The sequence below is a fragment of the gamma proteobacterium symbiont of Axiagastus rosmarus genome, from assembly GCF_059730925.1.
On record NZ_AP035925.1, the window covers coordinates 1339871 to 1362713 of the forward strand.

The window sequence follows — 22843 nt, forward strand, 5'->3', positions numbered from 1 at the left end:
AAATGAAAATACGACATTACCTGGTGGTACTGGGTGCCCTGCTGCTGGCGGGCTGTAATCAGCCTGCGGCGAACGCGGAAAGCCGGGGGGGCGGCGGAACCATAGAGGCAATCAATCACACCAGATGGGCAATCAACCATTTCAGCGTCGACGGTAAGTCGGGGATAGACATTATCGGGCCGTACCAGGGCGGCGGTGGTGGCTGCTGCTATGGCGTGCCGGCGAAGTGGCGGCCGGGTATGACGGTGAGGGTGGACTGGGAAAGTGGCGAAGCATCAACAAAAGGGTTTCCAGGATTCGCTGATTCAAAAAAATACAGAGAATGGCGAGATAAAATTAAGGCCCAGAATAAGCAGCACAGTGCGGTGGTACCAGTTCCGGACTACACGGGACAGGAAATCTGCGGGATCACGGTGCATTTTCTGCCCTGTGATGAGGTGAAAGTAACGACCAGTTGTGCCAACTATGGCAACCCGGAACATCCGATCAAAGAGCCCCTTAAGATGCCGGAGCCAAAAATATGTCCAAAATAATCACCGATCTGGCGTGGTTCCCGCCGGCGTTTCCGGCTCAGGGGCGTTTACCCACCAGGGCTGCGCTGGTTGGCGCGAACTGCGCGCTGCAGGACAGCGATGAACTGGCCTGGCGGCAGAAGCTGTGCCTGGCCGCCAGACGTCGCGCGGAGCCTCCCTGCTGTAAAACTTTACACATCAGCCTATTTTTTGACGGCACCGGCAATAACCTTAATCACGATCTGGTTTTTATTCCTCTTCAGTAATGCTCAGCCATGCCATCCCGAAAAGTCATGGCTGAGCAAGACGGACGTCATCCGTTTCTTCATCAAAGGAATGCAAAATGAAAATACGACATTACCTCGTGGTACTGGGTGCCCTGCTGCTGGCGGGCTGCGGTCAGCCTGCGGCGAACGCGGAAAGCCGGGGGGGCGGCGGAACCATAGAGGCAATTAACCACACCAGATGGGCAATCAACCATTTCAGCGTCGACGGTCAGTCGGGGATAGACATTATCGGGCCGTACCAGGGCGGCGGTGGCGGCTGCTGCTATGGCGTGCCGGCGAAGTGGCGGCCGGGTATGACGGTCAAAATAGACTGGGAAACAGGAGTTGGATACTCAATGGATTTTCCGGGTTATGCCGATGAACAAAAATTTTTATCCTGGGCAAAAAAAATAAAAGCCCAGAATAAGCAGCACAGAGCGGTGGTACCGGTTCCGAACTATACGGGGCAGGAAATCTGCGGGATAACGGTGCATTTTCTGCCCTGTGATGAGGTGAGAGTGACGACCAGCTGTGCCAACTATGGCCATCCGGAACATCCGATCAAAGAGTCCCTTAAGATGCCGGAGCCAAAAGTATGTCCAAAATAATTACCGATCTGGCATGGTTCCCGCCGGCGTTTCCGGCTCAGGGGCGTTTACCTACCAGGGCTGCGCTGGTTGGCGCAAACTGCGCGCAGCAGGACAGCTACGAGCTTACCTGGCGGCAGGACTGGGCATATCAGTCTGTTTTTCGACAGCACCGGCAATAACCTTAATCACCATCTGGCCTTTATCCCTCTTCAGTAATGTTCAGCCATGCCATCCCGAAAAGTCATGGCTGAGCAAGACGGACATCATCCGTTTCTTCATCAAAGGAATGCAAAATGAAAATACGACATTATCTCGTGGTACTGGGTGCCCTGCTGCTGGCGGGCTGTAGTCAGCCTGCGGCGAACGCGGAAAGCCGGGGGGGCGGCGGAACCATAGAGGCAATTAACCACACCAGATGGGCAATCAACCATTTCAGCGTCGACGGTCAGTCTGGCATCGATGCTATTGGTCCGTATCAGGGTGGCGGCGGGGGGTGCTGCTATGGCGTGCCGGCGAAATGGCGACCGGGTATGACGGTGAAAGTCGACTGGGAAACGGGGGTGGGCGGCTCAAAAGGTTTTCCCGGCTTTGCAGATAGAGAGAAGTTCAAAAAATGGAAAAAAGATATGCAGGCCCAGAATAAGCAGCACAGCGCGGTGGTACCGGTTCCGGACTATACGGGACAAGAAATCTGCGGGATAACGCTGCATTTTCTGCCCTGTGATGAGGTGAGAGTGACGACCAGTTGCGCCAACTATGGCCATCCGGAACATCCGATCAAAGAGCCCCTTAAGATGCCGGAGCCAAAAGTATGTCCAAAATAATCACCGATCTGGCGTGGTTCCCGCCAGCATTTCCGGCTCAGGGGCGTCTACCCACCAAGGCTGCGCTGGTTGGTGCAAACTGCGCGCTGCAGGACAGCGAAGAACTGGCCTGGCGGCAGAAGCTGTGCCTGGCTGCCAGGCGGCGCGTGGAGCCTCCCTGCTGTAAAACTTTACACATCAGCCTGTTTTTTGACGGCACCGGCAATAACCTCAATCACGACTTATATATTGCTGACCCGAAGCATCCCACCAATATAGCCCGTCTGTTTCGCGCCACCATCGGGCAGGGGACTGCCGGGGGGGTAGCAAAAGGGGAGGAGTTGCTGGATGCTGACGGCAGCGGCGATGACAAATACTACAAATATTATATCCCCGGCGTCGGGACGCCTTTTCCCGAGGTGAACGATCTGGATTTCAGCATGATGGGGCTGGCGACAGCGACCTACGGAGAGGACAGAATCAACTGGGGTCTGCTGCGGATTATCGATGCCCTGAAGCGGACGACAACCAGGAAGAGTCTGTCGAACAGTGCGAGCTGGAGCGCGGTGGATAAAATGGCCACCTCTATGGCGTCCTTTGGGCTGAGCGGCAGCGCTAACCGTTTTGAGACCTTCCAGAGCCTGCTGAAAGATATGGCACCAGAGCTGCAAAAGGCCCTGGTACCTGTCGAGCCCGGAAAGCCAAAGCTGGTGGGAATCAAGCTGTACGTATACGGCTTTTCGCGCGGGGCAGCGGCAGCACGAGCTTTTGTCCGCTGGCTTAGTGAACTGCTGCCAAAGCCTGAAGAGGGAAAAGACAAACCCGAGCAGTGCCTGGCTGTGGGCGAGCTGAAAATTCCGCTCAGTGTGGAGTTCCTAGGCCTGCTGGACACGGTGGCCTCGGTGGGCGTGGCGCATATCGCCCCGGTGGCGGAAGGGCATATGGGCTGGGCAGACGAGACCCAGGAACTGCCGGCAGAGAAGATCTACGGCGGCTTGATTAAAAAGTGTGTCCATCTGGTCTCTTCCCACGAGCAGCGGCTGTGTTTCCCGCTGGATTCGATCCGCCGTCCGGATGGTACGTATCCGGCGAACAGCCAGGAGGTGGTTTATCCGGGAATGCACTCGGATTTAGGCGGGGGATATCCACCGGGAGATCAGGGAAAGGCCAATGGTGATGGCGATAGTTTGCTGTTGTCACAAATTGCTTTAAATGAAATGTACGCCGCTGCTTTTGAATCAGGTGCCCCTCTAAAAGTTCCAGAGGATAGTTTACCTGAGGATCTTAAAACTCAGCGCTGGAGGGTAATGGATGCCGATAGAGTCTTAGAATTCGATATTGATACTGCTTTAGTCAATCGTTTCAACGCCTGGCGCGAGCTTACCCTCGGTCTGAGTTCGTCCACAGTCCCGATTCTCCCCGAACAAGCCGCAATATATGATCCGCCGCGCGCGCCGGTCAGCCTGGAGAAAGCCCTTGAAGATCAGATGGGCTGGATCACCGCCTGGCGTATTAACCGCTATGCCGGGGGAACCTACAAGACCCAGCGCTTCTATGTCGATTCGGCGGCGAACGGGCTGGATAAAGACAGCGATCCGCTGGTCAGAAAGCAGGCTGAGGATGACTGGAAAGAAGCACAGAAAAAAGTTGACGATGCTCGTAAGGAAATAATTGCCGAACATAAACCTGAAGATGGCTTCCTGATGCTCCCGCCGGGGCCAAAGGATTTCGACGCCGCGCTGGGGCAAACCCAGCTGCGTCAGGCCGCAGAGGAGTTCAGAGAGGATTACCACGGCCTCTCCCGCTCGGGTACTGGTAACTGGATTTTTACAGCCGTTGATTCAATGAGTAACGCCATCTTCCTGCTGAACAACGATAATGAGTATGGCGAATGGCTTAGCATGAAAACCGCCGGAGACGATCGTGTAAAAGTGCTTTTTCCGGCGGCCGGCGAAGCGAGTAACGCCACTGAACCAGGCGGGCTGGTGCGGGCACTGTTTGACGATCAGATCCACGATTCCCGCGCGTGGTTTATGCACAACGCCTTCGGCTCCCGCGAACCCTGGGGCAGCTATTTCCTTTATCGGATGATCTATTTCGGCAGCTGCAGCAGTAAGCCAATGACGCCGTTGATGATTGCTGGAGCGGTGGTGGGCGTCGCGACTCTTGCCGCAGGCGCGGCCGTTATCATCAGACAGAAAAGCGCGAAGGGCAAACTGGCGGGGCTTGCCGGTACCGTGGGAGCCGTTTACCTCGAAACGCAGGCCATCGATCTGCTTTCCGGCAAACCGCTGCCAATGCTGCCCAACGCTGCACAGCTGCAGGCGCCAACGATGGAGCCAGGCACAGTGGTGGCACAGCAAACGCAGCTCATCAGCGATCAGCGGCTGGCACTGGCAAAAACGATGATTGAGTCCAGCTGGGCGGAAAATCTTAAGGCGACCGTAACGGCCTGATTCAGGGAAGGATGAAGGATGAAAGCAGTGATACGCGAGGGCGATACCCTGCGGGAGTACGGTGGGAAAGTGCTGGGCGGGCATTATCTTTGCTTCGGGAAAGGGATCGCCTGTAAAGGCGATGCAGTGAAGTGCAATAAACATGGCATCACGGTCATCAGCGAAGGCAGTTCGTTATCGGAAGTGGACGGACAGCCGGTGGCGCTGCATGGCCATCGTTGTGCCTGTGGCTGCACGCTGGTGAGCTCTTTTCCCGATTGCGGCATTGAGCTGTGAGGCCGTTACCGGAGTATCCACCCTACCGGGTGGCACGTGCCCCTGACGGCAAGCGATGGCTATTAGCGGGGGCGCTGATGGTGTTGCTGTGCGGAGGAGGCGGCGCGCTGCTTCATCCTGCCGGGAGCGCTGCCGGACTGGTGATAAAAGGAATGGCTGGCGCGGTGATTCTGATGGGCGTGCTCTGGTTAATACGTTTGCTGTATTACCGGACGTCGGCCCATAACGCCCGGTATTACCAACAACTGGTTGAGCAGCAGCAGCAGGCCTGGTGGCAGCGGCATCAGAACCGTTTCGCGCTCAGTGAAATGGTGCTGCTGGGCCCGGGCGGGACCGATACGCCACACTGGCTGCGGCTGCTAAAGCGTGAGCATCGGGTTCCTGAGATAAAAAATGAGTCGAGCGGGAAAGCGCTGCGTATCGGTCGAACGCTGGTCGATACGGTGGCTGAACGCGAGGCTTTGCTGGCAAAAATGCTGGTGCTGCAATGGCGGACGCAGCACGCAGATTCCTCTCCGCCACACTTATGGCGCTGCTACTGGCAGGGTTCTCTGGATGCCTGGCGTGCATTCTGTAGCCAAATGCAGGTTTCATTTCCGGACGTGGCGCTTCCTGAAAAACCGGAGACATGGCAAGGCGAAGAGACGTTGTCTGCACTTGCCGCAACGGCTCAAACGCTCCCTGAAACAGAGGCCATTCTGGTCGCCGGGTGTCATTCAATAGCTGCCTCGTTTAATTCTGCGCAGCCTGCCGGTGAGTCCGCTGCACTGTGTCTGGTCGCGCAGAAAGGGCTGGTCAGCCTCACCCGGGGGGAAGTTTACGATATCGCCGGGAAAGAGGTTTTAACCGCAGTCTGCGAACGAGCGGAGCAGCAAAGCGACCTCGAAACGCCGCTTGACACTTGCATGCTGTTCTCACAGCCGGCGCTGCCCGCCCTGGCGCAAAGCGGCTGGAATGTGACCCATCACGTTCAGGACCTCAACTGGGGGAACCCCGGTGATATGGAAATGCTTATCGTGCTGATTCTGGCGGCTCTTTACGCAAAAAATTATCAACAACCCTGCGGCTGGATAGCCAAAGATCCTCTACATACTCTCGCTCTTGGAATTATTAAACCTTATGGTGAAGGAAAATAAACCCGCTGAATTTTCGGTGTTTGCCACGGCGGTGTTGTTTGTTGCTACTGTCACGCTACTTGTGCTGGCAGGTGGGTTACTGTGGTGGTATTGGGGGGAAGATCTCTCCACGGAATGGGACGTGATACGTCGAATCATGACGGCCTGTTTTGTTGTCTGGGGAGTGTCGCTCTGCGTACTGGTGCTGGGGTTTATCGCGTTTCATTTAATGATTCGGGAAAAAGTAATGGGAGAGGCTTCTTCCAGACCGGTCAAAAAGAAAAGAACGCTCCGTCTGCCGCTCAGGGCGGACATCAGCAACCATCTCCGTCGTCGTTATAGCCTCTTCTGGCGAAGTAAAGTCCGCCTGCTGTTAGTCACAGGCGATGAAAACGCCATCGCTCAGTTGGTGCCCAATCTGCAAGCCCGCCAGTGGCTGGAAGGCAACCGCACGGTCTTGATTTATGGCGGCAGCCTGACTGCTGAACCCGATAAGGAAAAATACACCGCGCTGCGTAAACTGCGCCGCGGCCGCCCGCTGGACGGGATTGTCCGCGTCATGCCACAGTCGTTTAATCTGACTCCGCAAATGAGTGACAACGATTTACGCGGCCTGGAAAAAATCAGCGAACTGCTGCGCTATTCCGCCCCGGTTTATTTGTGGCAGCTGTGCGACAGCGCCTGGTCGCAGGCAAAACGCACTGAACAGACGGTAGGGGCTACTTTTCCTCTGCTTGCTGAGCCTGACGATATTTGTTGTCAGCTTGAACGGATGCTGCCGACTCTGCGGACGCAGGGGGTGAGCCAGGTCGCTGAGAACAACGGCCACGACTTCCTGCTGCGTCTGGGTCAGCACCTCAAAGACGGCGGTATCGCCCGCTGGGCTCAGCAACTGGTGCCATGGCTGACAGCCTCCCAGCAGCGCGTTCCGCTACGTGGTCTGATGTTCAGCCTGCCGGACAGTCACTCAATTCATCCGACAGAGGAAACAGCCGACGCTGAGAAATTTATCCCGGAATCACAACGCCATGCGCTGACTTTGCCGGTGACCTGGCAGGGTATCGTGGACGACTGTACCCGTGTTCGTGGCCGCCGAGTCGGTATGGCGTGGGAACAGACGCTTGCCTGGACGCTGATGGCCATCATGGGTATCTGGGGCGCGGGAACGCTGCTGTCGTTCGCGGTCAACCGTCAACAGATCGTTTCTGTTGCTGAGCAGGCCCATGCCCTGGTGGAGCATCCTGCGGTATCGGATGAGCAGCTGACGGCGCTGCATACGCTGCGTAATCATGCCGGTCGCCTGCAGCATCGTATTCAGGAAGGCGCACCCTGGTATCAGCGTTTTGGCCTGGACCATAACCCGCAACTGCTCGAGGCATTGCTGCCCTGGTATGGCGTGGCGAACAATCGCCTGATCCGCAATCCGGCCAGTGCTGCGCTGACTAAAAAACTCAATGCGCTGGTGAATTCCGAACCGAACAGCGATCGGCGCGCTCAGCTGGCGACGCTGGGCTATGACCAGCTGAAGGCCTGGCTGATGATGGCGCGTCCGGATAAAGCCGACGGCGCGTATTACGCCCAGACCATGAAAGCCGTGCAGCCGACGCGAAAGGGCATTTCAACCGGCCTGTGGCAAAGCCTGGCGCCGGATTTGTGGGCTTTCTACATCAACGAACTGCCCGGGCAACCACAGTGGAAAATCACCCCGGATGCGCAGCTGGTGAGCCAGAGCCGCCAGGTTTTGTTGCAACAGATTGGCCGGCGCAACGCCGAAAGCACGCTGTATGAAAACATGCTCACATCGGTGCGGCGTAACTTTGCCGATGTGTCGCTGGAAGACATGACCAGCGGTACTGATGCCCGCCGCCTGTTCACCACTGATGAAGTGGTACCGGGCATGTTCACCCGTCAGGCGTGGGAGGGCGGTATTCAGCAGGCTATCGAAAAGGCCGCCAACTCCCGCCGGGATGAAATTGACTGGGTGCTGAGTGACAGCCGGAAAGCGGTCTCTTCAGACCTGTCGCCGGAGGCCCTGCAAGCACGTCTGACGCAACGTTACTTCACCGACTTTGCCGGTAGCTGGCTGAGCTTCCTTAACAGTCTGCGACTTAATCCTGCGAACAACATCGCAGACGTTACCGATCAGCTGACGCTGATGAGCGATGTCCGCCAGTCGCCACTGATTGCCCTGATGAATACCATTGCCTGGCAGGGGCAGACCGGCCAGCACAGCGAAAGTCTGTCGGATTCCATTATCAAATCGGCTAAAGATCTCGTAAGTGGACAGGACAAGCCAGCGATTGACCAGTCTGCATCAGGGCCGCAGGGCCCGCTGGATGACACCTTTGGCCCACTGCTTCAGCTTTTAGGTAAAAACAAAGGCAGCAACGTTATGTCGGCGGACACGTCACTGAGTCTGCAGACGTATCTGACCCGCATCACCCGCGTGCGTCTGCGCCTGCAGCAGGTAGCCAGCGCCTCTGATCCGCAGGCGATGATGCAGACTCTGGCGCAGACCGTGTTCCAGGGCAAAAGTGTGGATCTGACCGACACCCAGCAGTACGGCAGTCTGATTTCAGCAAGTCTGGGCGAAGAGTGGAGTGGTTTTGGCAGCACGATGTTTGTGCAGCCTCTGACTCAGGCCTGGGAGACCGTGCTTCAGCCGTCGGCGGCGAGCCTGAATGATAAATGGAGCCGCTCGATTGTCGCCAACTGGCAAACTGCCTTTGACGGACGTTTCCCGTTTGCCGCCAGCAAAAGTGATGCCTCTTTACCCATGCTGGCTGAATTTGTGCGTAAGGACAGCGGGCGTATCGAGCGCTTCCTGACCACAGAGCTCAACGGAGTGCTGCACAAAGAGGGCAGCCAGTGGGTGCCGGATAAGGTCAACAGCCAGGGGCTGAGCTTTAACCCGGCCTTGCTGCGGGCGATTAATCAGCTGAGCCAACTGTCAGACATTCTGTTCACCGATGGCAGCCAGGGCATCAGCTTTGAGCTGCAGGCGCGTCCTGTACCGCAGGTAGTGGAAACCCAGTTGATTATTGATGGACAAAAGCTGCACTACTTCAACCAGATGGCCGACTGGCAGAGCTTCCGCTGGCCGGGTGACACTTACAAGCCGGGGACGATGCTGACCTGGACCTCAGTCAACGCTGGTGCGCGCCTGTTCGGGGATTACAGCGGAACCTGGGGCTTTATTCGCTGGCTGGACCAGGGCAGACGCCAGCAGCTTGACCGCAGCCAGTGGATGATGAGCTTTACTGCCCCGGACGGTCGCACTTTGCAGTGGGTGCTGCGCTCACAACTCGGGAAAGGTCCGCTGGCGTTGCTGGATCTGCGTGGCTTCACGCTGCCGGATCAGATATTCAGTGTCGACAGCGCAGCCACCGCGCAGGCGCTGATGGCTGACACCGCAAACAGTGACATGGAGGAGGTCGAAGAATGAGCACACTGCAGAATCTGGTCACCGCCTGTCAGGCTGACGAAACTCAGCTGCGGCAGCAGGCGCAGGCACGCACGGAAAACGGGCAGCCCTGGTTTGCGCCGGTAAGTAGCACCAGTCCGACCGGTGAAGACCCGGGCTATGATGATGATTTTCAGCGTATCCGCGAAGAGGTCAATAAGCTCTCCGGCATTGATACCGGGTTGATTTGTACGCTTGCCGAAAAACTGCTGACCACTGCGGCCAAAGATATCCGCGTTGCGACTTATTATTGCTGGGCGCGCCTGCACCAGGACGGCGAAGCCGGTTTTGCCGAAGGACTTGAGCTGCTGGCGGGATTGCTACAGCGCTATGGCACGCAGCTTCATCCTCAGCGCGAGCGGAGTCGTAAACCGGCGCTGGAGTGGCTCGCAGGCTCCCGTGTTCTGGATAGCTTGTCACTCTGGCCGGAAGTGATTCGCGACGATGCACTGCGCACTGCCGGTGCGCTGCTGCTGTTGCGCGACTGTCTGGACACAGAGCCGGAAGCGTCGCGGCCAGAGCTGAATGCCCTGCACAGTGCGCTGGAATCCCGCCTGATGAAGGCCGGTGGTGTGGATGCCGTGGTACCGCAGAATGCAGGTAATAAGGCGCTGTCACAGATCTCCACGCCTGTGACGGAGCCAGATGCGCCTGTGCTGAGCCGCATCACCTCCGGTCAGGATTTGCTGGCCCAGGCCCGTACACTGACCGGATATCTGCGTGAGCAACCCGATGGCTGGCTTGCCGCACACCGGCTGATGAAAAGCCTGCGTCATGACACGCTGCACAGCATTCCTGCGCCGGATGCACAAGGCAAAACCCGTATAGATCCGCCTCGCGCAGATCAGCGTGCCATGCTCAAACGTCTGTATCTGCAGCAGAGCTGGGGCGAAATACTGGAGCAGGCAGACAGCGCCTTTTCGCGTGGCGCTAATCACCTCTGGCTGGATTTGCAGTGGTATATCCACCAGGCGCTGATGAAATCGGGGCAGGAGGTGCTTGCCGGGATCATCGCCGCCGACCTGAAAGGATTACTGCGTCGCCTTACCGGGCTTGAAACCCTGGCCTTTAATGACGGTACGCCGTTTGCCGATGAAGTGACGCTGAACTGGATAAATCAGAACGTACTGGACGATATGTCCGGCTGGCGGGATGAGCCGGTCAGTGCCGCCGGTGAAACAGATAACGATATCCTGGCTCTCGAGCCGGAAGCGCTGGAGAAAGCGGACACCGACGGTCTGGATGCCACACTCCACTGGCTCCAGACGCGCCCGGGTGCGGATTCCGCGAAAGACAAATGGCTGCTGCGCCTGCTGATGGCCCGTGTAGCCGAGCAGAAGGGCAAAAATGAACTGGCGCTGCATCTGCTGGGAGAGCTCGACAGTGCCGCACAGTCAATTACCCTCACGCAGTGGACACCGGCATTGCTGTTTGAAGTGAAATCCCGCCGCCTCAGACTGCTACGCATGAAAGCCACACGCAGTGAAACCGATAAATTACGGTTACAGCCAGAGATGGACCAGCTTCTGGCGGGTCTGATTGCGCTCGATCCGGCCAGCAGCGCAGTGCTTTGTGGTTAAAACGCCAGGCATACCTTTAAAACACACATATTCAGGTTTTTATGGATGACTTAACCCTGCGTTATTACGACGCTGAAATGCGCTACCTGCTGGAAGCAGGTGAAGAGTTTGCCCGTGCTCACCCCGAGCAGGCGGCAATGCTCAATCTCGATAAAGCAGGAGCGCGCGACCCGTACGTGGAGCGACTGTTCGAGGGCTTTGCCTTCCTGATGGGCCGGCTGCGGGAAAAGCTCGACGACGACCTGCCTGAACTGACCGAAGGGCTGGTCAGCCTGCTGTGGCCGCATTACCTGCGTACCATTCCGTCAATGTCGGTGGTCGAGTTCATCCCTGACTGGCGCGAGATGAAAGAGCCGATGCGCATCGTCAAAGGTTTTGAGGTGAACTCGCGGCCGATCGGCGAGAAGGGCACGCGCTGCCGGTATACCACCACCAAAGAGACGACTCTTCTGCCGTTGTGGCTGGAACATGCCCGTCTGTCGACTGATCCTGACGGGCGTTCGGTTATGACTCTGCGTTTTCACTGCAGTGACCTGGCTGACTGGACGCGCATCGACCTGAGCTGTATTCCGCTATATTTCAATGCCGACGCGCCGCTGGCCTGTGCCATGCATGAAGCCTTCACCATGAATGTCGCCCGCCTGTGGCTGCGCCTGCCGGGTGACATCGACACAAGGCCGCTCAACGGGTATTTCACCGCGCTGGGCTTTGGCGATAACGACGACCTGTGGCCGAAGGGCAGCAGCAGTTTCAGCGGCTATCAGCTGTTGCTGGAGTATTTCACCTTCCGCGAGAAATTCATGTTCACGGGCCTGCGTGGACTGGAGACCGTGGTCTTTCCGGCTGCACTCCCCTGGTTCGAAATCGACGTGGTGCTGGCGGAGCGCTGGGAACATGACTTCAGCTTTACCGAAAAGCATCTGCGCCTGAACTGTGTGCCGGTGATTAACCTGTTCCCGCTGGAGTCAGACCCGCTGACGCTCAATTCTCTGCAGACCGAATACATGCTGCGCCCGATGCGCGTGCAGGATGGCCATACCGAGATTTATGCGGTGGATTCGGTGATGTCATCCAGCCAGCATAGCTATGTGCCGTTTTCGAGCTTTCGCCATAAAGGCGGCATGATGCGCCATCAGGCCCCCGAATATTACTACCACACGCGCGTACGTCGCGGTCCGTCCGGTCTGCATAACACCTGGCTTATCCTCGGCGGTGAAGCGTTTGATAACCACACGGTGCCGGAAGACGAGAGCCTGTCGCTGACGCTCACTGGCACCAACGGCCAGCTGCCACGACGAGCTCTGCAGAGCACGGTGCTTGATACGGTGATGAAAACCACCTCAGCCAGTATCGCCGTGCGTAACCTATGTGCGCCGACACTACCCTGTTATCCACCGGCGCAGGACCGTTTCCACTGGCGTGTGCTGAGCCATCTCGGCAGCGGATTCCTGTCGATGATGGACAATGCTGACGTGCTGCGCGGCACCCTGGCGCTGTACGAATGGACCGATAGTGAGATGAACCGCCGTCGGCTGGAAGCCATCATTGACGTGAAGCACAGCGAAACCGAGCGTTTCGAACAGGGCTATCTGGTACGCGGTGTGCAGATTGAGGTGACGCTGGACAGTCACGGCTTTGCCGGGCGCGGCGACATCTGTCTGTTCGGCGAGATGCTGAGCCGTTTCTTTGCGCTTTATACCGATATCTATCTGTTCAACCGCCTGATTATCATCCTGCAACCGACCGGAGAGCGCCTGGAATGGGAAGAGAAGCACAACCGCCGCATTCCCGGCTGACCCCGCGGCTGGAAGCCGACCTTCACCGCATCAACTTTTACCGCTTATGCCAGCTGCTGGAGAAGCGTGATCCTGGCAGGCCGCTGATGGGCTCGACCAGCCACCCGGCGGATGACCCGGTGCGGTTTGCGCCACATCCGGGGATGGGATTTCCGGCCAGCGAAATAAAGGCTGTCGAATATGACGAGGAGGATGACAGCAAGCCACCGCTCATCCGCACGACCTTTATGGGGATGTACGGAGTTGATTCCCCTTTGCCGACCGCCTATCTCGATGACATCACTCAGCGTCGCGAAGGTCACGAAGCGCTGCAGGGTTTTCTGGATATCTTCAGCCACCGTATCCTGACGCAGTTTTACCGTATCTGGCGTAAATACTCCTACCCGGCCACATTTGAGCCCGGCGGTACTGACACTATCTCGCAGTCACTGCTGGGTCTGGTGGGACTGGGGATACCGGGCACCGCAGAGCACATCGCCACCCCGGTATCCCGATTTCTGGCGCTGCTGGGTGTGCTGCAACAGCCAGGTAAAACCCAGGAGGGAATACAGGCCCTGGTGAGCCTGCTGGCACCCGACACGACGGTGCAGGTGAGCCCGTATTGCCTGCGACCAGTGGCAGTCAGCCAGCCGCTGGGCTTTTACGGCGATGACGATTTTCTGCTGGATGGCAACACACCGCTGGGTGAAGAGGCGATGGATGCCAACAGCCAGCTGTTGATTGCTCTGTCCACCGATAACGAGCAGGAATCACAGGGCTGGAAACCGGACGGCCTGCTGTATCAGGACTTTCTGGTGATGCTGCGGGTGTATCTCGGCTGGCGCTTTAAAGCAAAAATCACCCTGACCACCCGAACCCGCCTGCTGGTTGCGCCGCCGCTCGGCGAAGGCCCATTCTGGCTGGGGATGAATGGCGTACTGGGCGCGCAAGATGAAGATCTCCCGGAGGATATTCCGCAGACCTTTACCACGGAACTGGGTTATTACGCCGGGCTGGAGCCTGCATCATCACAACAAGGAAACCGACGTGTTACGTACAAGTTTGATTAAATCCGCATGCTGGCTACCTGCGCTACTGGCGTTCAGCCTGACGGGGTGTGGGGTGACGCAGGGTATCACCGATGGCACCAAATCGGCATTTAACGCCGTGTTTTACAAAAAGATTAAGGTGCTGCACCTGGATTTCACCGCCCGTGAGGCGCTGAACACCGATTCCCGTGAAAGTAACTCGCTGTCTGAGCCGGTGGTTATTCGGGTCTGGCAGCTGAAAGACCGTAAAACCTTTGACAAAACGGTCTATCAGCAGCTACTCAGGGATGGCGACACGATCCTGAAAGCCGATCTGCTGGCGACCCGGGATGTAGTGGTAAAACCTGGCGGTGATGCGAACCTCGATATGCCAATGGAAGAAGGTGCGCAGTTTGTCGCTGTGGCAGGGCTGTTCCGCCATCCGGATAGAGTTAACAACACCTGGAAGCTGGTGATAGGGCGTGAAGACCTTGACCCGGATAAGCCGCGCATTCTGGAAGCCGGTAACAACCATTTGACGCTACAACCGCTCAGGGACGACTGATGCCCCAGGGACATAACACACCTTCGCTGTATGAAATGCTCACCGGCAATTTCACCGGTGGCCTCGATCTGCATCAGGTCAGCGAACAAAATCAGGTGATTTTGTCCGTACTCGACAATATGCAGCGCATCCTCAACTGCCGCGCCGGCACGCTGGCGCATCTGCCGGACTATGGTCTGCCCGATATGACCAAAATCCTGCAGGGCATGCCGGGTACTGCCCATGAGCTGATTGGCACCCTGTCTGCTGTTCTGCTCAGGTATGAGCCGCGCCTGAAAAGCATCAGAGTGGTGCTGCTGGAGCAGGCGCAGCCCGGCGAATTGCGCTACGCGATTGATGCGGAACTGAAGGGATTCGGTCTGGTGCGGTACGGCACTGAATTTATGCCGGAGGGGCGCGTTCTGTTGCGGCATCTCAGGCAGCAGCAATATCTTGATGGTAAAGCGCAAATCTAAGCGGCATTATTACAAACAAGGCTGAATAATCGATGAATAATAAATAACACATGGATTTGAATATGAAAAAATTGATACCCCTGTTGGTTTTTAGCTTATTAGTGACTCTGCAGGCTGAAGCGGCCAGAGGCAGAAAACCCTGTTCTGGTGCAAAGGGTGGTATTGCACACTGTACCTCAGATGGACGTTTTGTTTGTAATGACGGAAGTCTGAGTCAGTCGAAGAAAATTTGCTCCAGGTATGATTCGTCAGAAAGCACGCAGCAGGCAAAATCACCGCTTAACAGCGGAAAAACGCAGACCAAAAAGATCGCCACATCAAAGAAACAGCCACAGCCAGTGGCTCAGGATCAGAACGATTTGCTACCACGAAAACCAACCTGCGCCCCGCTTTATATGGCCAGCCAACCCGGCTATACGAATTTACCTATTTGCACCGGTAATCAATATTAATTAAGGCGGGAAGGGGGGCGGTAAAGAAATATTTGCATCGTTCATCGCTCAGAACAGGCAAAAAACCAAACTGCATAATTAATTATCCTCCCACGCTGTACATACCTCACAGGGACAATAAGTCATGAATGACATGCATGCCCGTCGGATTAAAACCGGCAGCGACCCGCGTAAGCTGCCGGATTATGCTGCTCTGCGTGAAGAGCTGAGCAAATTGACCCATCCGGCACGGCCGGATATAGACTGGCTTTACGTTGAACAACGCTGCCTTTCTCTGTTCGAACAAAACGGAGTGGAGTTGCAGACTGCGGCCTGGTACACGCTTGCCCGCATGCAGCTGGCTGGTTTGGTCGGATTGAATGAAGGTCTGGCGCTACTGGAAGCGCTGGTGAGCCATCAGTGGGGAGCGCTGTGGCCGCATCCGATCCACGCGCGCATGGACATTCTCACCAGCCTGAGCCAGCGCGTGCAGCAGCAGATGCGCACCCTTTCCCTGAATTATGGCGATCTGAGTGAGCTTTATCGTGCTGAACAACTGCTTACCCGCCTGGGGACCGTGTTACAGCGGCTGGAGCTTAAACATCTTAGCCAGCTTGATACGTTGCGTGCTCTGATGCATAAGAGTGCCGCCAGGCTGGAAAGCCGTGACGGTACGACCAGCGACATCTTGCCCGGCACCACGCTAGATAACGGGGCGATATCCGCACATCCGCATGAAACGAAAACTCCGCATAGCGCCAGATGGGTGTATGTCGCGCAGCAGCAACATCAGCCAAAGATAAAGGTGCAGACAGCGGCGCTGTCCCGTAGTAATAAGTGGCAATTTTTCAGTGCCGGGATGTTTACCATGCTGCTAATCAGCATGGCCGCGATGGGCGGCTGGCAATATCTGCACCGGCCCGATCCACTGCAGGCTCAGCTCGCGGCATCGCTGGCTCCAGTGCCCGCCACACTCACGTCACAGCAACGGGATGTGCTGCGGCAGCGGACGTCCTTACCATCAGCCTTGATCGCCGACACGCAGCAGCAGTTATCTCGTCTGGAACAACTCGCGCCCGACTGGAATATTGCGTATGGCCAGCAGCTGGTGGAGCAGGCGCAGGCGCTGTGGCCCGAACAGACGGGTTCGTTATCTGCGCGGTGGCAGCATCAGCTTGAGGCCAGCACGTTGCCAGCGCAAAACCTTGCGGCCTGGCATCAGGGGATGATGAAGCTGGCACAGTTGAGCGAGCGGCTGAATGGACTGGATGAGCAAAAAGGAAAATACATCACGGTGAGTGAGCTGAAGTCCTCGGTATTTGGCATGATGACCCGTTTTCAGCAGGCTGAGCCCATTGAGGAACAATTGCGGCAAATTCACTCACTACCAGCCAGTGCACCCCAGCGGCAGCAGCTTATCCGTCAGCTCGAACAGCACCTGCGATCGCAGATTTACACCTTGTGGCAGATGAAAAACAGCATTGGGGTGGCGGATCGACTGGGGGAATGACCTAAGGGTATGAACCGCGTAGCGGCTTCTTGACTCTCAACTTGGGCCGTGAAACCTCTACTGTCACTTGTGGAGATGGTGCTTTGAAGAAAAGTGAAACTGAAACAATTTCTTTATAAGGAAACTAGAGTAGCGCGGCGTGGCGCCATTTTTGTTATTTCATAATTGTGTTTTTATCAATGCGATGATAATTTAGAAACAAGCTCAGGCGCTCCGCCTAGAATGTGACAATCAACACCCAAAATTTGTTAGCTTTGCTTTCATTCGTGAAAGCGTTTGGATTTTCTCCAGACAAGTTCCGACGCCACACCATCGCCATCCCCGGCGGTGCCGTAGCTGACGGCATTACTTACGGTCGAGGAAAACAGAGGCTGCTGCTAACGAATGTTGATGTAAGCATCTCTGTTGAACTACACCCTTGATTATGGGGAGACCGTAAGTGATTTTGCTCATTTCATTCATGGACAATTAATGTGAGTTCAGACTTACCAAAAAATAAAAGCCGTGCGGGGATTTCTTCACTTGAATCTTTATCAAAGACTTTAGGTATTTCTATACCTGAACTTTTAGAAATTAAAGAAATACCATCAGATAAGCGTTACGAGAAAATACTAATACCAAAATCAGATGGTTCTAAGAGAATTGTCCATAAGCCTCATTATAAAATAAAGAAAGTTCAAAGAAAGATAAATTCTCGCATTTTTAAAGAGCTCGTAATTTGGCCCGATTTTTTATTTGGATCTGTGCCAAGTTATAATGACACTAGTGATTCTGTTAAAAGAGATTATGTGAGCTGTGCCTCTTTACATTGTGGTGCAAAATCTATACTTAAAATTGATATTAAAGATTTCTTTGATAATATTCATAAAGACTTGGTAAGGGATATTTTTAGTTCTTTTTTTAATTTCCGCGGTGTTGCATTGGAAGTTTTGGTTGATTTGTGTACTCATGGGGATTTTATTGTTCAAGGCGCACTTACATCAAGTTATATTGCCTCATTATGTTTGCATGATAAAGAAACGAATGTTGTAAGGAGAGCGAGAAGAAAAGGTTTGGTCTATACACGACTTGTAGATGATATAACCGTTTCATCAAAAGTCTTCGATTTTGATTTTAGTCAGATAAGAAAGCATATTGAAGATCTTTTGGCTGATAAGGATTTGCCTCTTAATAACGAAAAGAGTGGTGTTTTCCATAACTCAACTAAGCCATTGGTAGTTCATGGTTTGAGAGTAGACCATTCAAAACCACGATTGCCTTCAGATGAAGTTAAAAGAATACGTTCTTCATTGCATAATTTGATTGATCTATCCAAGAAAAACAACTCTAGAACGAGTATTGCCTATCGCAAAGAATATAATAGATGTATGGGGAGGATATATAAACTAAATCGTATGGGGCATGAAAAGTTTGATGTTTTTTTACCTAAAATTAAAGCTATAAACCCGCTTCCTTCATACAAAGATATTGTTGCGTGCAAAAAGGCAATCTCAAGTTTAGAAACCTCTCACAAAAATAATTTCCATAATAAAGACTGGTACTTAAGAAAGTATAACCTAGCTAGCTATCAGATTACAATAATTAACAGGGCTAAGTCTTTTGAGCTAATCGCTAAAGAGTTGAGGGAAAGACTGTCAAAGGTGAAACCAATTGAATAATTTCTCATTAAAAAAACTGATGTTTATTTTGCTCATTGCAGCCACTGTTAGTGTAATATTTTTAGGGTGTTCATTCTATCAAACAATGATGGATAAGAAAATGTATGAGCTTCCCTTTTGTCTTAAGAGTGAATGCATTAAATACATGGCTAAGCAGATGGATGGGACAATTAACTTGGCTCAAGGATTGGGTTGGATTGTAACTCTCTTTACTGGGATTGGTGGGGCATACTTAGCTCTTAAGACTTATATTACAGGTATAAGTAATAGCAACATTACAAATCACATTTCTCATATCAATATGTTTAGAGATTTTGTCAATCTTGAAGTTGCAAAAAGAAAAAGAATTTCCTCATCTTCTGTTGATGTTTATGTTTGGTATAATTTAATTTTCCCTAATTCAAAAAATGGAGATTTGATTTTTTGTTCTTCATATATCGATGTAGTAAACGGATTGAAAAAAGTAATAGATGAGGCAAATTATCACATTAGTTCAACACCTGGAGATTATGTCTATAAGATTCATCAGCAGAAAATGATTGAAGCTTTCAAAGTCTTAGGGGTTATTGTTAGTCGAGGTCCTAAGAATTCATATTTGGAGATTGAAGCCGAAGTTTTAGAGATTGTAGATTCAGTTAATTCTACGTTTATTTCTGGTCATCATTTGCTCAGTTTGATACCGAGGAAATATAGCTGAGTCCGAATTTTTATGAATGCTATGGCACCATTTCTTGTCAATGGTTTGAAGATAACGTATGATTGTAATTTGATTTTATTAATCTTTTGTCAATATGCAAAAGCAGCATCTTAATCCACTTACTTTCGAAGCCATCTCAAGCAAAATCGTGCTCACTATATGGTGCAAGCTGTTTTCCGTAAGCCATCCATGATATTCAGTCCTCTTTTTCACCTTATTGATACTGGCATCACTCATTGGCTATCTAACGGAGTTCATGCCAGAAAAAACAAATCGATATTTGCTTGATATTTCCTTCATTATAATAAAAATTTCAATTCCTTGAGACGATAGCGGCACCAAATGAGAGCTGTGCTTATTCATTCTCCATTTCGGGATTTCCCACAGATCGTTAACTAAATCGAACTCACACCACGTAACCTCACTAAGTTCAACGCTGCGAACACCAGTAAGCATAAATAGCTGTGCAGCGTATTTAGTCAGTGAGCTTCCCTGATACCCCTTGAGCGCTTCAACGAAGGCTGGAATCTCTTTCTGAGTCAGGAAAAAAGTAGTTCTGATGGGGCCTGTTTAATGTGATGGCTATGTCGGGCGCAAAATTATATTTAGCTCTGCCCGTTACACCAGAAAAGTTAAAAACTCCACCGCATCAGCGGCGGATCTTGCTCTAACGCAACACTGTTCTCAATTTTTTTAGAGGATGGTCAATCATTCAAGTGGCTGTTCGCTTGATAAGCGATTTCTGAATCGCCAGCCCCTTAGGTCATTGGGTTCTATAAGCAGTGATAAGCGTGCGCCATTATTGAAGGGGTATAGCTTTAGTACGCGTAGTCTGGGTTTGGGTATCGATGTCAACATATGTGTATAGAAAAAAGATCGTACCGGGTTTTACGCAAAACTATACATATCCGCGTAAGGATTCGGTTAGACGTTAGCAGGCAAAATATGGTAACGAAAAATGATTATCTTATTGATATGTAGGGCTTTTTAGGCGCGGCAGGATGATATGAAATAAAAGATGGTGTCCCCTGCAGGAATCGAACCTGCAACTAGCCCTTAGGAGGGGCTCGTTATATCCATTTAACTAAGGAGACGTGCGGCGCGCAGTATAGCGCACCGTGCAGGGGATTTTAACCGTGGGCCGCCTGTTTGCTCAAAGTGTCAGCAATCAGGCGGTGACGATCACGCTTTTTCCTGATCTTTCTGCTTTTCCTGCCTCTCTTTACGCTTCTGTTCGGCTCGCGCTTTGGCTTTGGCCGCTTCGCTCATGTCGTTACGGATCTGCGCGTGACTGATCAGGGCAAAAATCAGCGTACCGCCGGTGATGTTGCCCAGCAGGGTGGGCAGTGCAAACGGCCACAAAAACTCCTGCCACGGCAGCGTGCCGGCAAACACCAGATACAGCACTTCAACCGATCCGACCACAATGTGGGCCAGATCGCCCAGCGCCACCAGCCAGGTCATCATTACAATCACCACAATTTTGGCGCCGCCAGCGTAAGGAAACATCCACACCATGGTGGCGATGATCCAGCCTGAAATCACTGCGTTGGCAAACATTTCGCCCGGCGTGTGCTCCATCACTTTTTCGCTGATGGCAGTGAAGGCCTGGCGCGTGGCGTCATCGAAAATCGGCATATGATTAAACGCCAGCGCGCCCAGCGCGGTACCAATTAAATTGCCGATCAGCACCACGCTCCACAGCCGCAGTAGCAGCATAAAATTGCCGCCGGTGGGTTTATGCATCACCGGCAGTACGGCGGTGACGGTATTCTCGGTAAACAGCTGCTGGCGCGCCATAATCACGATGACAAAACCAAAGGTATAGCCGAGATTCTCCAGCAGATAAGCGCCGGGCACGCCAGCGAGGTGCACCTGGAAAATGCCTTTCGCCATCAGCGAGGCACCCATCGATAAGCCGGCGGCAATCGCTGACCACAGCAGCGCCATGCCGTCGCGTTCCAGCTCCTTTTCACCGTCCTGCCGAATCTCTTCATGGATCGCCGCAGCCCGCGAGGGCAGGGCGTCTTCGTCCACTTCGATATCCGTTCCCTGTTCTTTTTCTTCACTGTCCACGTCATTGTCATGCGTGTTATTTGATGGCGATGGCTTCATTTTTTCTCCCGGTGATAATGCCAGTGCGTAATAAGCGTAGACGCTTTTAGCAAGGGCGAAATGTTACAAAGATTCAAATTAAGAGTAACAAGAGATTAGCAGAGGTGGTTTTTTGAGCGCTTTCTTGATCTGATGCGCATGAATACCCCATTTGGGGGAAGGGGGAGCTTGCGCACAGACTTCGGCCCCTGGTTTGAGTGTGGTATTATTCCCGCCTCATTTATTGCTATGAATCTCCCTTCTATGCTCGAAGTGATTAATCTCGCCTGCGTTCGCGATGAGCGAACCCTGTTCCACGGACTGAGTTTTCAGGTGCAGGCGGGCGATGTGGTGCAAATCGAAGGGCCCAACGGCGCAGGCAAAACTTCACTGTTGCGACTGCTGGCCGGGTTAAGCCGGCCAGAGCAGGGCGAAGTACGCTGGCAGCAGCAGTCGATTCGCCGGCAGCGCGAAATATGGCAGCAAAACCTGCTGTATCTCGGCCATCATCCGGGCGTGAAATCGGTGCTGTCGCCGCGGGAGAATCTGCATTTCTGGCACGGCGATCGCAGTGAAGACACGCTGTATGACGCGCTGGAGCAGGTCAATCTGCTGGGCTATGAAGAGGTGCCGGTGGCTCAGCTTTCCGCCGGGCAGCAGCGGCGCGTGGCGCTGGCGCGACTGTGGCTCAGCCCGGCTCCGGTGTGGATTCTGGATGAGCCGCTGACCGCCATCGACAAACACGGCGTGGAAAAATTAATGGCGCGCTTTGCCGATCATGCCGATAACGGTGGCGTGGTGATTCTGACGACCCATCAGGACCTGCCGGACAGCCAGGCGCGCGTGCGCAAAATTCGTCTTAAATCGGAGTGGGCGTGATGCTTGGCCGGGTTATTCAGCGTGAGTTAAAGATTGCCTTTCGCAGCGGCGCGGAAGTGGTTAATCCGCTGTGGTTTTTTCTCATCGTGATTACGCTGTTCCCGTTAGGCATTGGCCCTGAGCCGCAGCAGCTGGCGCGCATCGCACCTGGCGTCGCCTGGGTAGCCGCGCTGCTGGCATCGCTGCTGGCGCTGGAGCGGCTGTTTCGCGACGACTTTCTTGATGGATCGCTGGAGCAGCTGCTGTTGCTGCCGACGCCGCTGCCGATCACCGTGCTGGGCAAAGTGATTGCGCACTGGCTGATTACCGGGCTGCCGCTGATTTTACTCTCGCCGCTGGCGGCGCTGCTGCTGTCGCTGGATTTTGCTGGCTGGCGGGCAATGGCGCTGACGCTGCTGATCGGCACGCCAACCCTGAGTTTTCTCGGTGCGATTGGCACCGGCCTGACCGTCGGGCTGCGGCGCGGCGGCGTATTACTGAGTTTACTGGTGTTGCCGCTGTCGATACCGGTACTGATTTTTGCCAGCGCGGCGATTGATGCGGCCGGTCAGGGGTTACCGATCGGCGGTTATCTGGCGATTCTTGGCGCCATGCTGGCGGTCAGCGCCACGCTGTCGCCGTTTGCGACCGCCGCCGCGCTGCGCATCAGTCTGCATTAAGGCGGACCTCCGGCAGAGAGGCCGCCATCCG

General features: G+C 54.1%; 20 protein-coding genes, 1 tRNA gene and 2 pseudogenes. 20 read left to right on the top strand and 3 right to left on the bottom strand.

Features of this window, described 5'->3' with window-relative positions:
* Positions 1-2: 2 nt before the first annotated feature.
* The 18 genes and pseudogenes from tli1a (AC6I8F_RS06160) to AC6I8F_RS06245 all read left to right on the top strand — a co-directional run bounded on the left by tli1a (AC6I8F_RS06160) (position 3) and on the right by AC6I8F_RS06245 (position 19180).
* Complete coding sequence (gene tli1a, locus AC6I8F_RS06160; RefSeq protein WP_059009074.1) at positions 3-533, top strand: Tli1a family immunity protein; 531 nt, start codon at positions 3-5, stop codon at positions 531-533.
* Positions 521-757: pseudogene (locus AC6I8F_RS06165) on the top strand (hypothetical protein); the annotation flags it as partial. The gene tli1a (AC6I8F_RS06160) and the pseudogene AC6I8F_RS06165, both read left to right, overlap by 13 nt.
* A gap of 98 nt (positions 758-855) precedes the next feature.
* Entirely contained in the window at positions 856-1386 is a 531-nt protein-coding gene (gene tli1a / locus AC6I8F_RS06170; RefSeq protein WP_059009076.1) for a Tli1a family immunity protein, read from the top strand.
* Positions 1374-1563 (top strand): annotated as a pseudogene (locus AC6I8F_RS06175) (hypothetical protein); the annotation flags it as partial. The gene tli1a (AC6I8F_RS06170) and the pseudogene AC6I8F_RS06175, both read left to right, overlap by 13 nt.
* A 98-nt stretch (positions 1564-1661) precedes the next feature.
* Positions 1662-2192 carry a Tli1a family immunity protein gene (gene tli1a, locus AC6I8F_RS06180; RefSeq protein WP_059009078.1) on the top strand — a complete coding sequence of 177 codons (531 nt, stop codon included), beginning with the start codon at positions 1662-1664 and terminating at the stop codon, positions 2190-2192.
* Positions 2180-4627 carry a T6SS phospholipase effector Tle1-like catalytic domain-containing protein gene (locus AC6I8F_RS06185; protein ID WP_059009079.1) on the top strand — a complete coding sequence of 816 codons (2448 nt, stop codon included), beginning with the start codon at positions 2180-2182 and terminating at the stop codon, positions 4625-4627. Before tli1a (AC6I8F_RS06180) ends, AC6I8F_RS06185 begins: the two co-directional genes overlap by 13 nt.
* Positions 4628-4645: 18 nt before the next feature.
* On the top strand, positions 4646-4903 hold the full coding sequence (locus AC6I8F_RS06190; protein ID WP_059009080.1) for a PAAR domain-containing protein: 258 nt from the start codon (positions 4646-4648) through the stop codon (positions 4901-4903).
* Positions 4900-6039: a KPHS_23130 family T6SS system protein gene (locus AC6I8F_RS06195; RefSeq protein WP_059009082.1), complete on the top strand. Its 1140-nt coding sequence runs from the start codon at positions 4900-4902 to the stop codon at positions 6037-6039. The genes AC6I8F_RS06190 and AC6I8F_RS06195 overlap by 4 nt, the downstream gene beginning before the upstream one ends.
* Positions 6023-9463: an ImcF-related family protein gene (locus tag AC6I8F_RS06200; protein WP_498028628.1), complete on the top strand. Its 3441-nt coding sequence runs from the start codon at positions 6023-6025 to the stop codon at positions 9461-9463. Before AC6I8F_RS06195 ends, AC6I8F_RS06200 begins: the two co-directional genes overlap by 17 nt.
* Entirely contained in the window at positions 9460-11061 is a 1602-nt protein-coding gene (tssA, locus tag AC6I8F_RS06205) for a type VI secretion system protein TssA (RefSeq protein ID WP_498028629.1), read from the top strand. The genes AC6I8F_RS06200 and tssA overlap by 4 nt, the downstream gene beginning before the upstream one ends.
* A gap of 41 nt (positions 11062-11102) precedes the next feature.
* A complete protein-coding gene (tssF, locus tag AC6I8F_RS06210; RefSeq protein ID WP_498028630.1) occupies positions 11103-12857 on the top strand; it encodes a type VI secretion system baseplate subunit TssF in 1755 nt (584 codons plus the stop codon).
* Positions 12821-13906 (top strand): type VI secretion system baseplate subunit TssG, encoded by a 1086-nt coding sequence (tssG, locus tag AC6I8F_RS06215; RefSeq protein WP_477529529.1) that lies wholly within the window; start codon positions 12821-12823, stop codon positions 13904-13906. The genes tssF and tssG overlap by 37 nt, the downstream gene beginning before the upstream one ends.
* Positions 13884-14429: a type VI secretion system lipoprotein TssJ gene (tssJ, locus tag AC6I8F_RS06220; protein ID WP_498028631.1), complete on the top strand. Its 546-nt coding sequence runs from the start codon at positions 13884-13886 to the stop codon at positions 14427-14429. The genes tssG and tssJ overlap by 23 nt, the downstream gene beginning before the upstream one ends.
* Positions 14429-14884, top strand: coding sequence for a type VI secretion system baseplate subunit TssE (gene tssE, locus AC6I8F_RS06225; RefSeq protein ID WP_498006989.1), 456 nt, complete (start codon positions 14429-14431; stop codon positions 14882-14884). Before tssJ ends, tssE begins: the two co-directional genes overlap by 1 nt.
* Positions 14885-14946: 62 nt before the next feature.
* Positions 14947-15336: a YdcA family protein gene (locus AC6I8F_RS06230; RefSeq protein ID WP_072208960.1), complete on the top strand. Its 390-nt coding sequence runs from the start codon at positions 14947-14949 to the stop codon at positions 15334-15336.
* A 124-nt stretch (positions 15337-15460) separates the two neighbouring features.
* The gene (locus AC6I8F_RS06235) at positions 15461-16825 is read left to right on the top strand and encodes a VasL domain-containing protein (protein ID WP_498028632.1); all 1365 of its coding nucleotides are present in this window, start codon (positions 15461-15463) and stop codon (positions 16823-16825) included.
* 473 nt (positions 16826-17298) lie between these two features.
* Entirely contained in the window at positions 17299-18483 is a 1185-nt protein-coding gene (locus AC6I8F_RS06240; protein WP_498028633.1) for a reverse transcriptase family protein, read from the top strand.
* Complete coding sequence (locus AC6I8F_RS06245; protein ID WP_498028634.1) at positions 18476-19180, top strand: retron Ec48 family effector membrane protein; 705 nt, start codon at positions 18476-18478, stop codon at positions 19178-19180. The genes AC6I8F_RS06240 and AC6I8F_RS06245 overlap by 8 nt, the downstream gene beginning before the upstream one ends.
* Before the next feature lie 240 nt (positions 19181-19420).
* On the opposite strand, the gene AC6I8F_RS06250 is transcribed toward AC6I8F_RS06245, so the two are convergent.
* The 3 genes from AC6I8F_RS06250 to AC6I8F_RS06260 form a co-directional block, all read right to left on the bottom strand.
* Positions 19421-19741 carry a tyrosine-type recombinase/integrase gene (locus AC6I8F_RS06250; RefSeq protein WP_498028787.1) on the bottom strand — a complete coding sequence of 107 codons (321 nt, stop codon included), beginning with the start codon at positions 19739-19741 and terminating at the stop codon, positions 19421-19423.
* 458 nt (positions 19742-20199) lie between these two features.
* Positions 20200-20274: transfer RNA gene (locus tag AC6I8F_RS06255), tRNA-Arg, on the bottom strand.
* 88 nt (positions 20275-20362) lie between these two features.
* Positions 20363-21295, bottom strand: coding sequence for a formate/nitrite transporter family protein (locus AC6I8F_RS06260; RefSeq protein ID WP_058775841.1), 933 nt, complete (start codon positions 21293-21295; stop codon positions 20363-20365).
* A 243-nt stretch (positions 21296-21538) separates the two neighbouring features.
* Between AC6I8F_RS06260 and ccmA the strand changes: the two genes are divergently transcribed.
* Positions 21539-22153 carry a cytochrome c biogenesis heme-transporting ATPase CcmA gene (gene ccmA, locus AC6I8F_RS06265; RefSeq protein WP_498028635.1) on the top strand — a complete coding sequence of 205 codons (615 nt, stop codon included), beginning with the start codon at positions 21539-21541 and terminating at the stop codon, positions 22151-22153.
* Positions 22153-22812, top strand: a complete 660-nt coding sequence (ccmB, locus tag AC6I8F_RS06270) for a heme exporter protein CcmB (protein ID WP_058758454.1) — start codon at positions 22153-22155, stop codon at positions 22810-22812. The genes ccmA and ccmB overlap by 1 nt, the downstream gene beginning before the upstream one ends.
* Positions 22813-22843: the final 31 nt, after the last annotated feature.

Excerpts from the sequence above, each read along its gene's own strand:
- tli1a (WP_059009074.1), top strand. The coding sequence starts at position 3 with ATGAAAATACGACATTACCTGGTGGTACTGGGTGCCCTGCTGCTGGCG.
- tli1a (WP_059009076.1), top strand. The coding sequence starts at position 856 with ATGAAAATACGACATTACCTCGTGGTACTGGGTGCCCTGCTGCTGGCG.
- tli1a (WP_059009078.1), top strand. The coding sequence starts at position 1,662 with ATGAAAATACGACATTATCTCGTGGTACTGGGTGCCCTGCTGCTGGCG.
- AC6I8F_RS06185 (WP_059009079.1), top strand. The coding sequence starts at position 2,180 with ATGTCCAAAATAATCACCGATCTGGCGTGGTTCCCGCCAGCATTTCCG.
- AC6I8F_RS06190 (WP_059009080.1), top strand. The coding sequence starts at position 4,646 with ATGAAAGCAGTGATACGCGAGGGCGATACCCTGCGGGAGTACGGTGGG.
- AC6I8F_RS06200 (WP_498028628.1), top strand. The coding sequence starts at position 6,023 with ATGGTGAAGGAAAATAAACCCGCTGAATTTTCGGTGTTTGCCACGGCG.
- tssA (WP_498028629.1), top strand. The coding sequence starts at position 9,460 with ATGAGCACACTGCAGAATCTGGTCACCGCCTGTCAGGCTGACGAAACT.
- tssF (WP_498028630.1), top strand. The coding sequence starts at position 11,103 with ATGGATGACTTAACCCTGCGTTATTACGACGCTGAAATGCGCTACCTG.
- tssG (WP_477529529.1), top strand. The coding sequence starts at position 12,821 with ATGGGAAGAGAAGCACAACCGCCGCATTCCCGGCTGACCCCGCGGCTG.
- tssE (WP_498006989.1), top strand. The coding sequence starts at position 14,429 with ATGCCCCAGGGACATAACACACCTTCGCTGTATGAAATGCTCACCGGC.
- AC6I8F_RS06230 (WP_072208960.1), top strand. The coding sequence starts at position 14,947 with ATGAAAAAATTGATACCCCTGTTGGTTTTTAGCTTATTAGTGACTCTG.
- AC6I8F_RS06235 (WP_498028632.1), top strand. The coding sequence starts at position 15,461 with ATGAATGACATGCATGCCCGTCGGATTAAAACCGGCAGCGACCCGCGT.
- AC6I8F_RS06260 (WP_058775841.1), bottom strand. The coding sequence starts at position 21,295 with ATGAAGCCATCGCCATCAAATAACACGCATGACAATGACGTGGACAGT.
- ccmA (WP_498028635.1), top strand. The coding sequence starts at position 21,539 with ATGCTCGAAGTGATTAATCTCGCCTGCGTTCGCGATGAGCGAACCCTG.
- ccmB (WP_058758454.1), top strand. The coding sequence starts at position 22,153 with ATGCTTGGCCGGGTTATTCAGCGTGAGTTAAAGATTGCCTTTCGCAGC.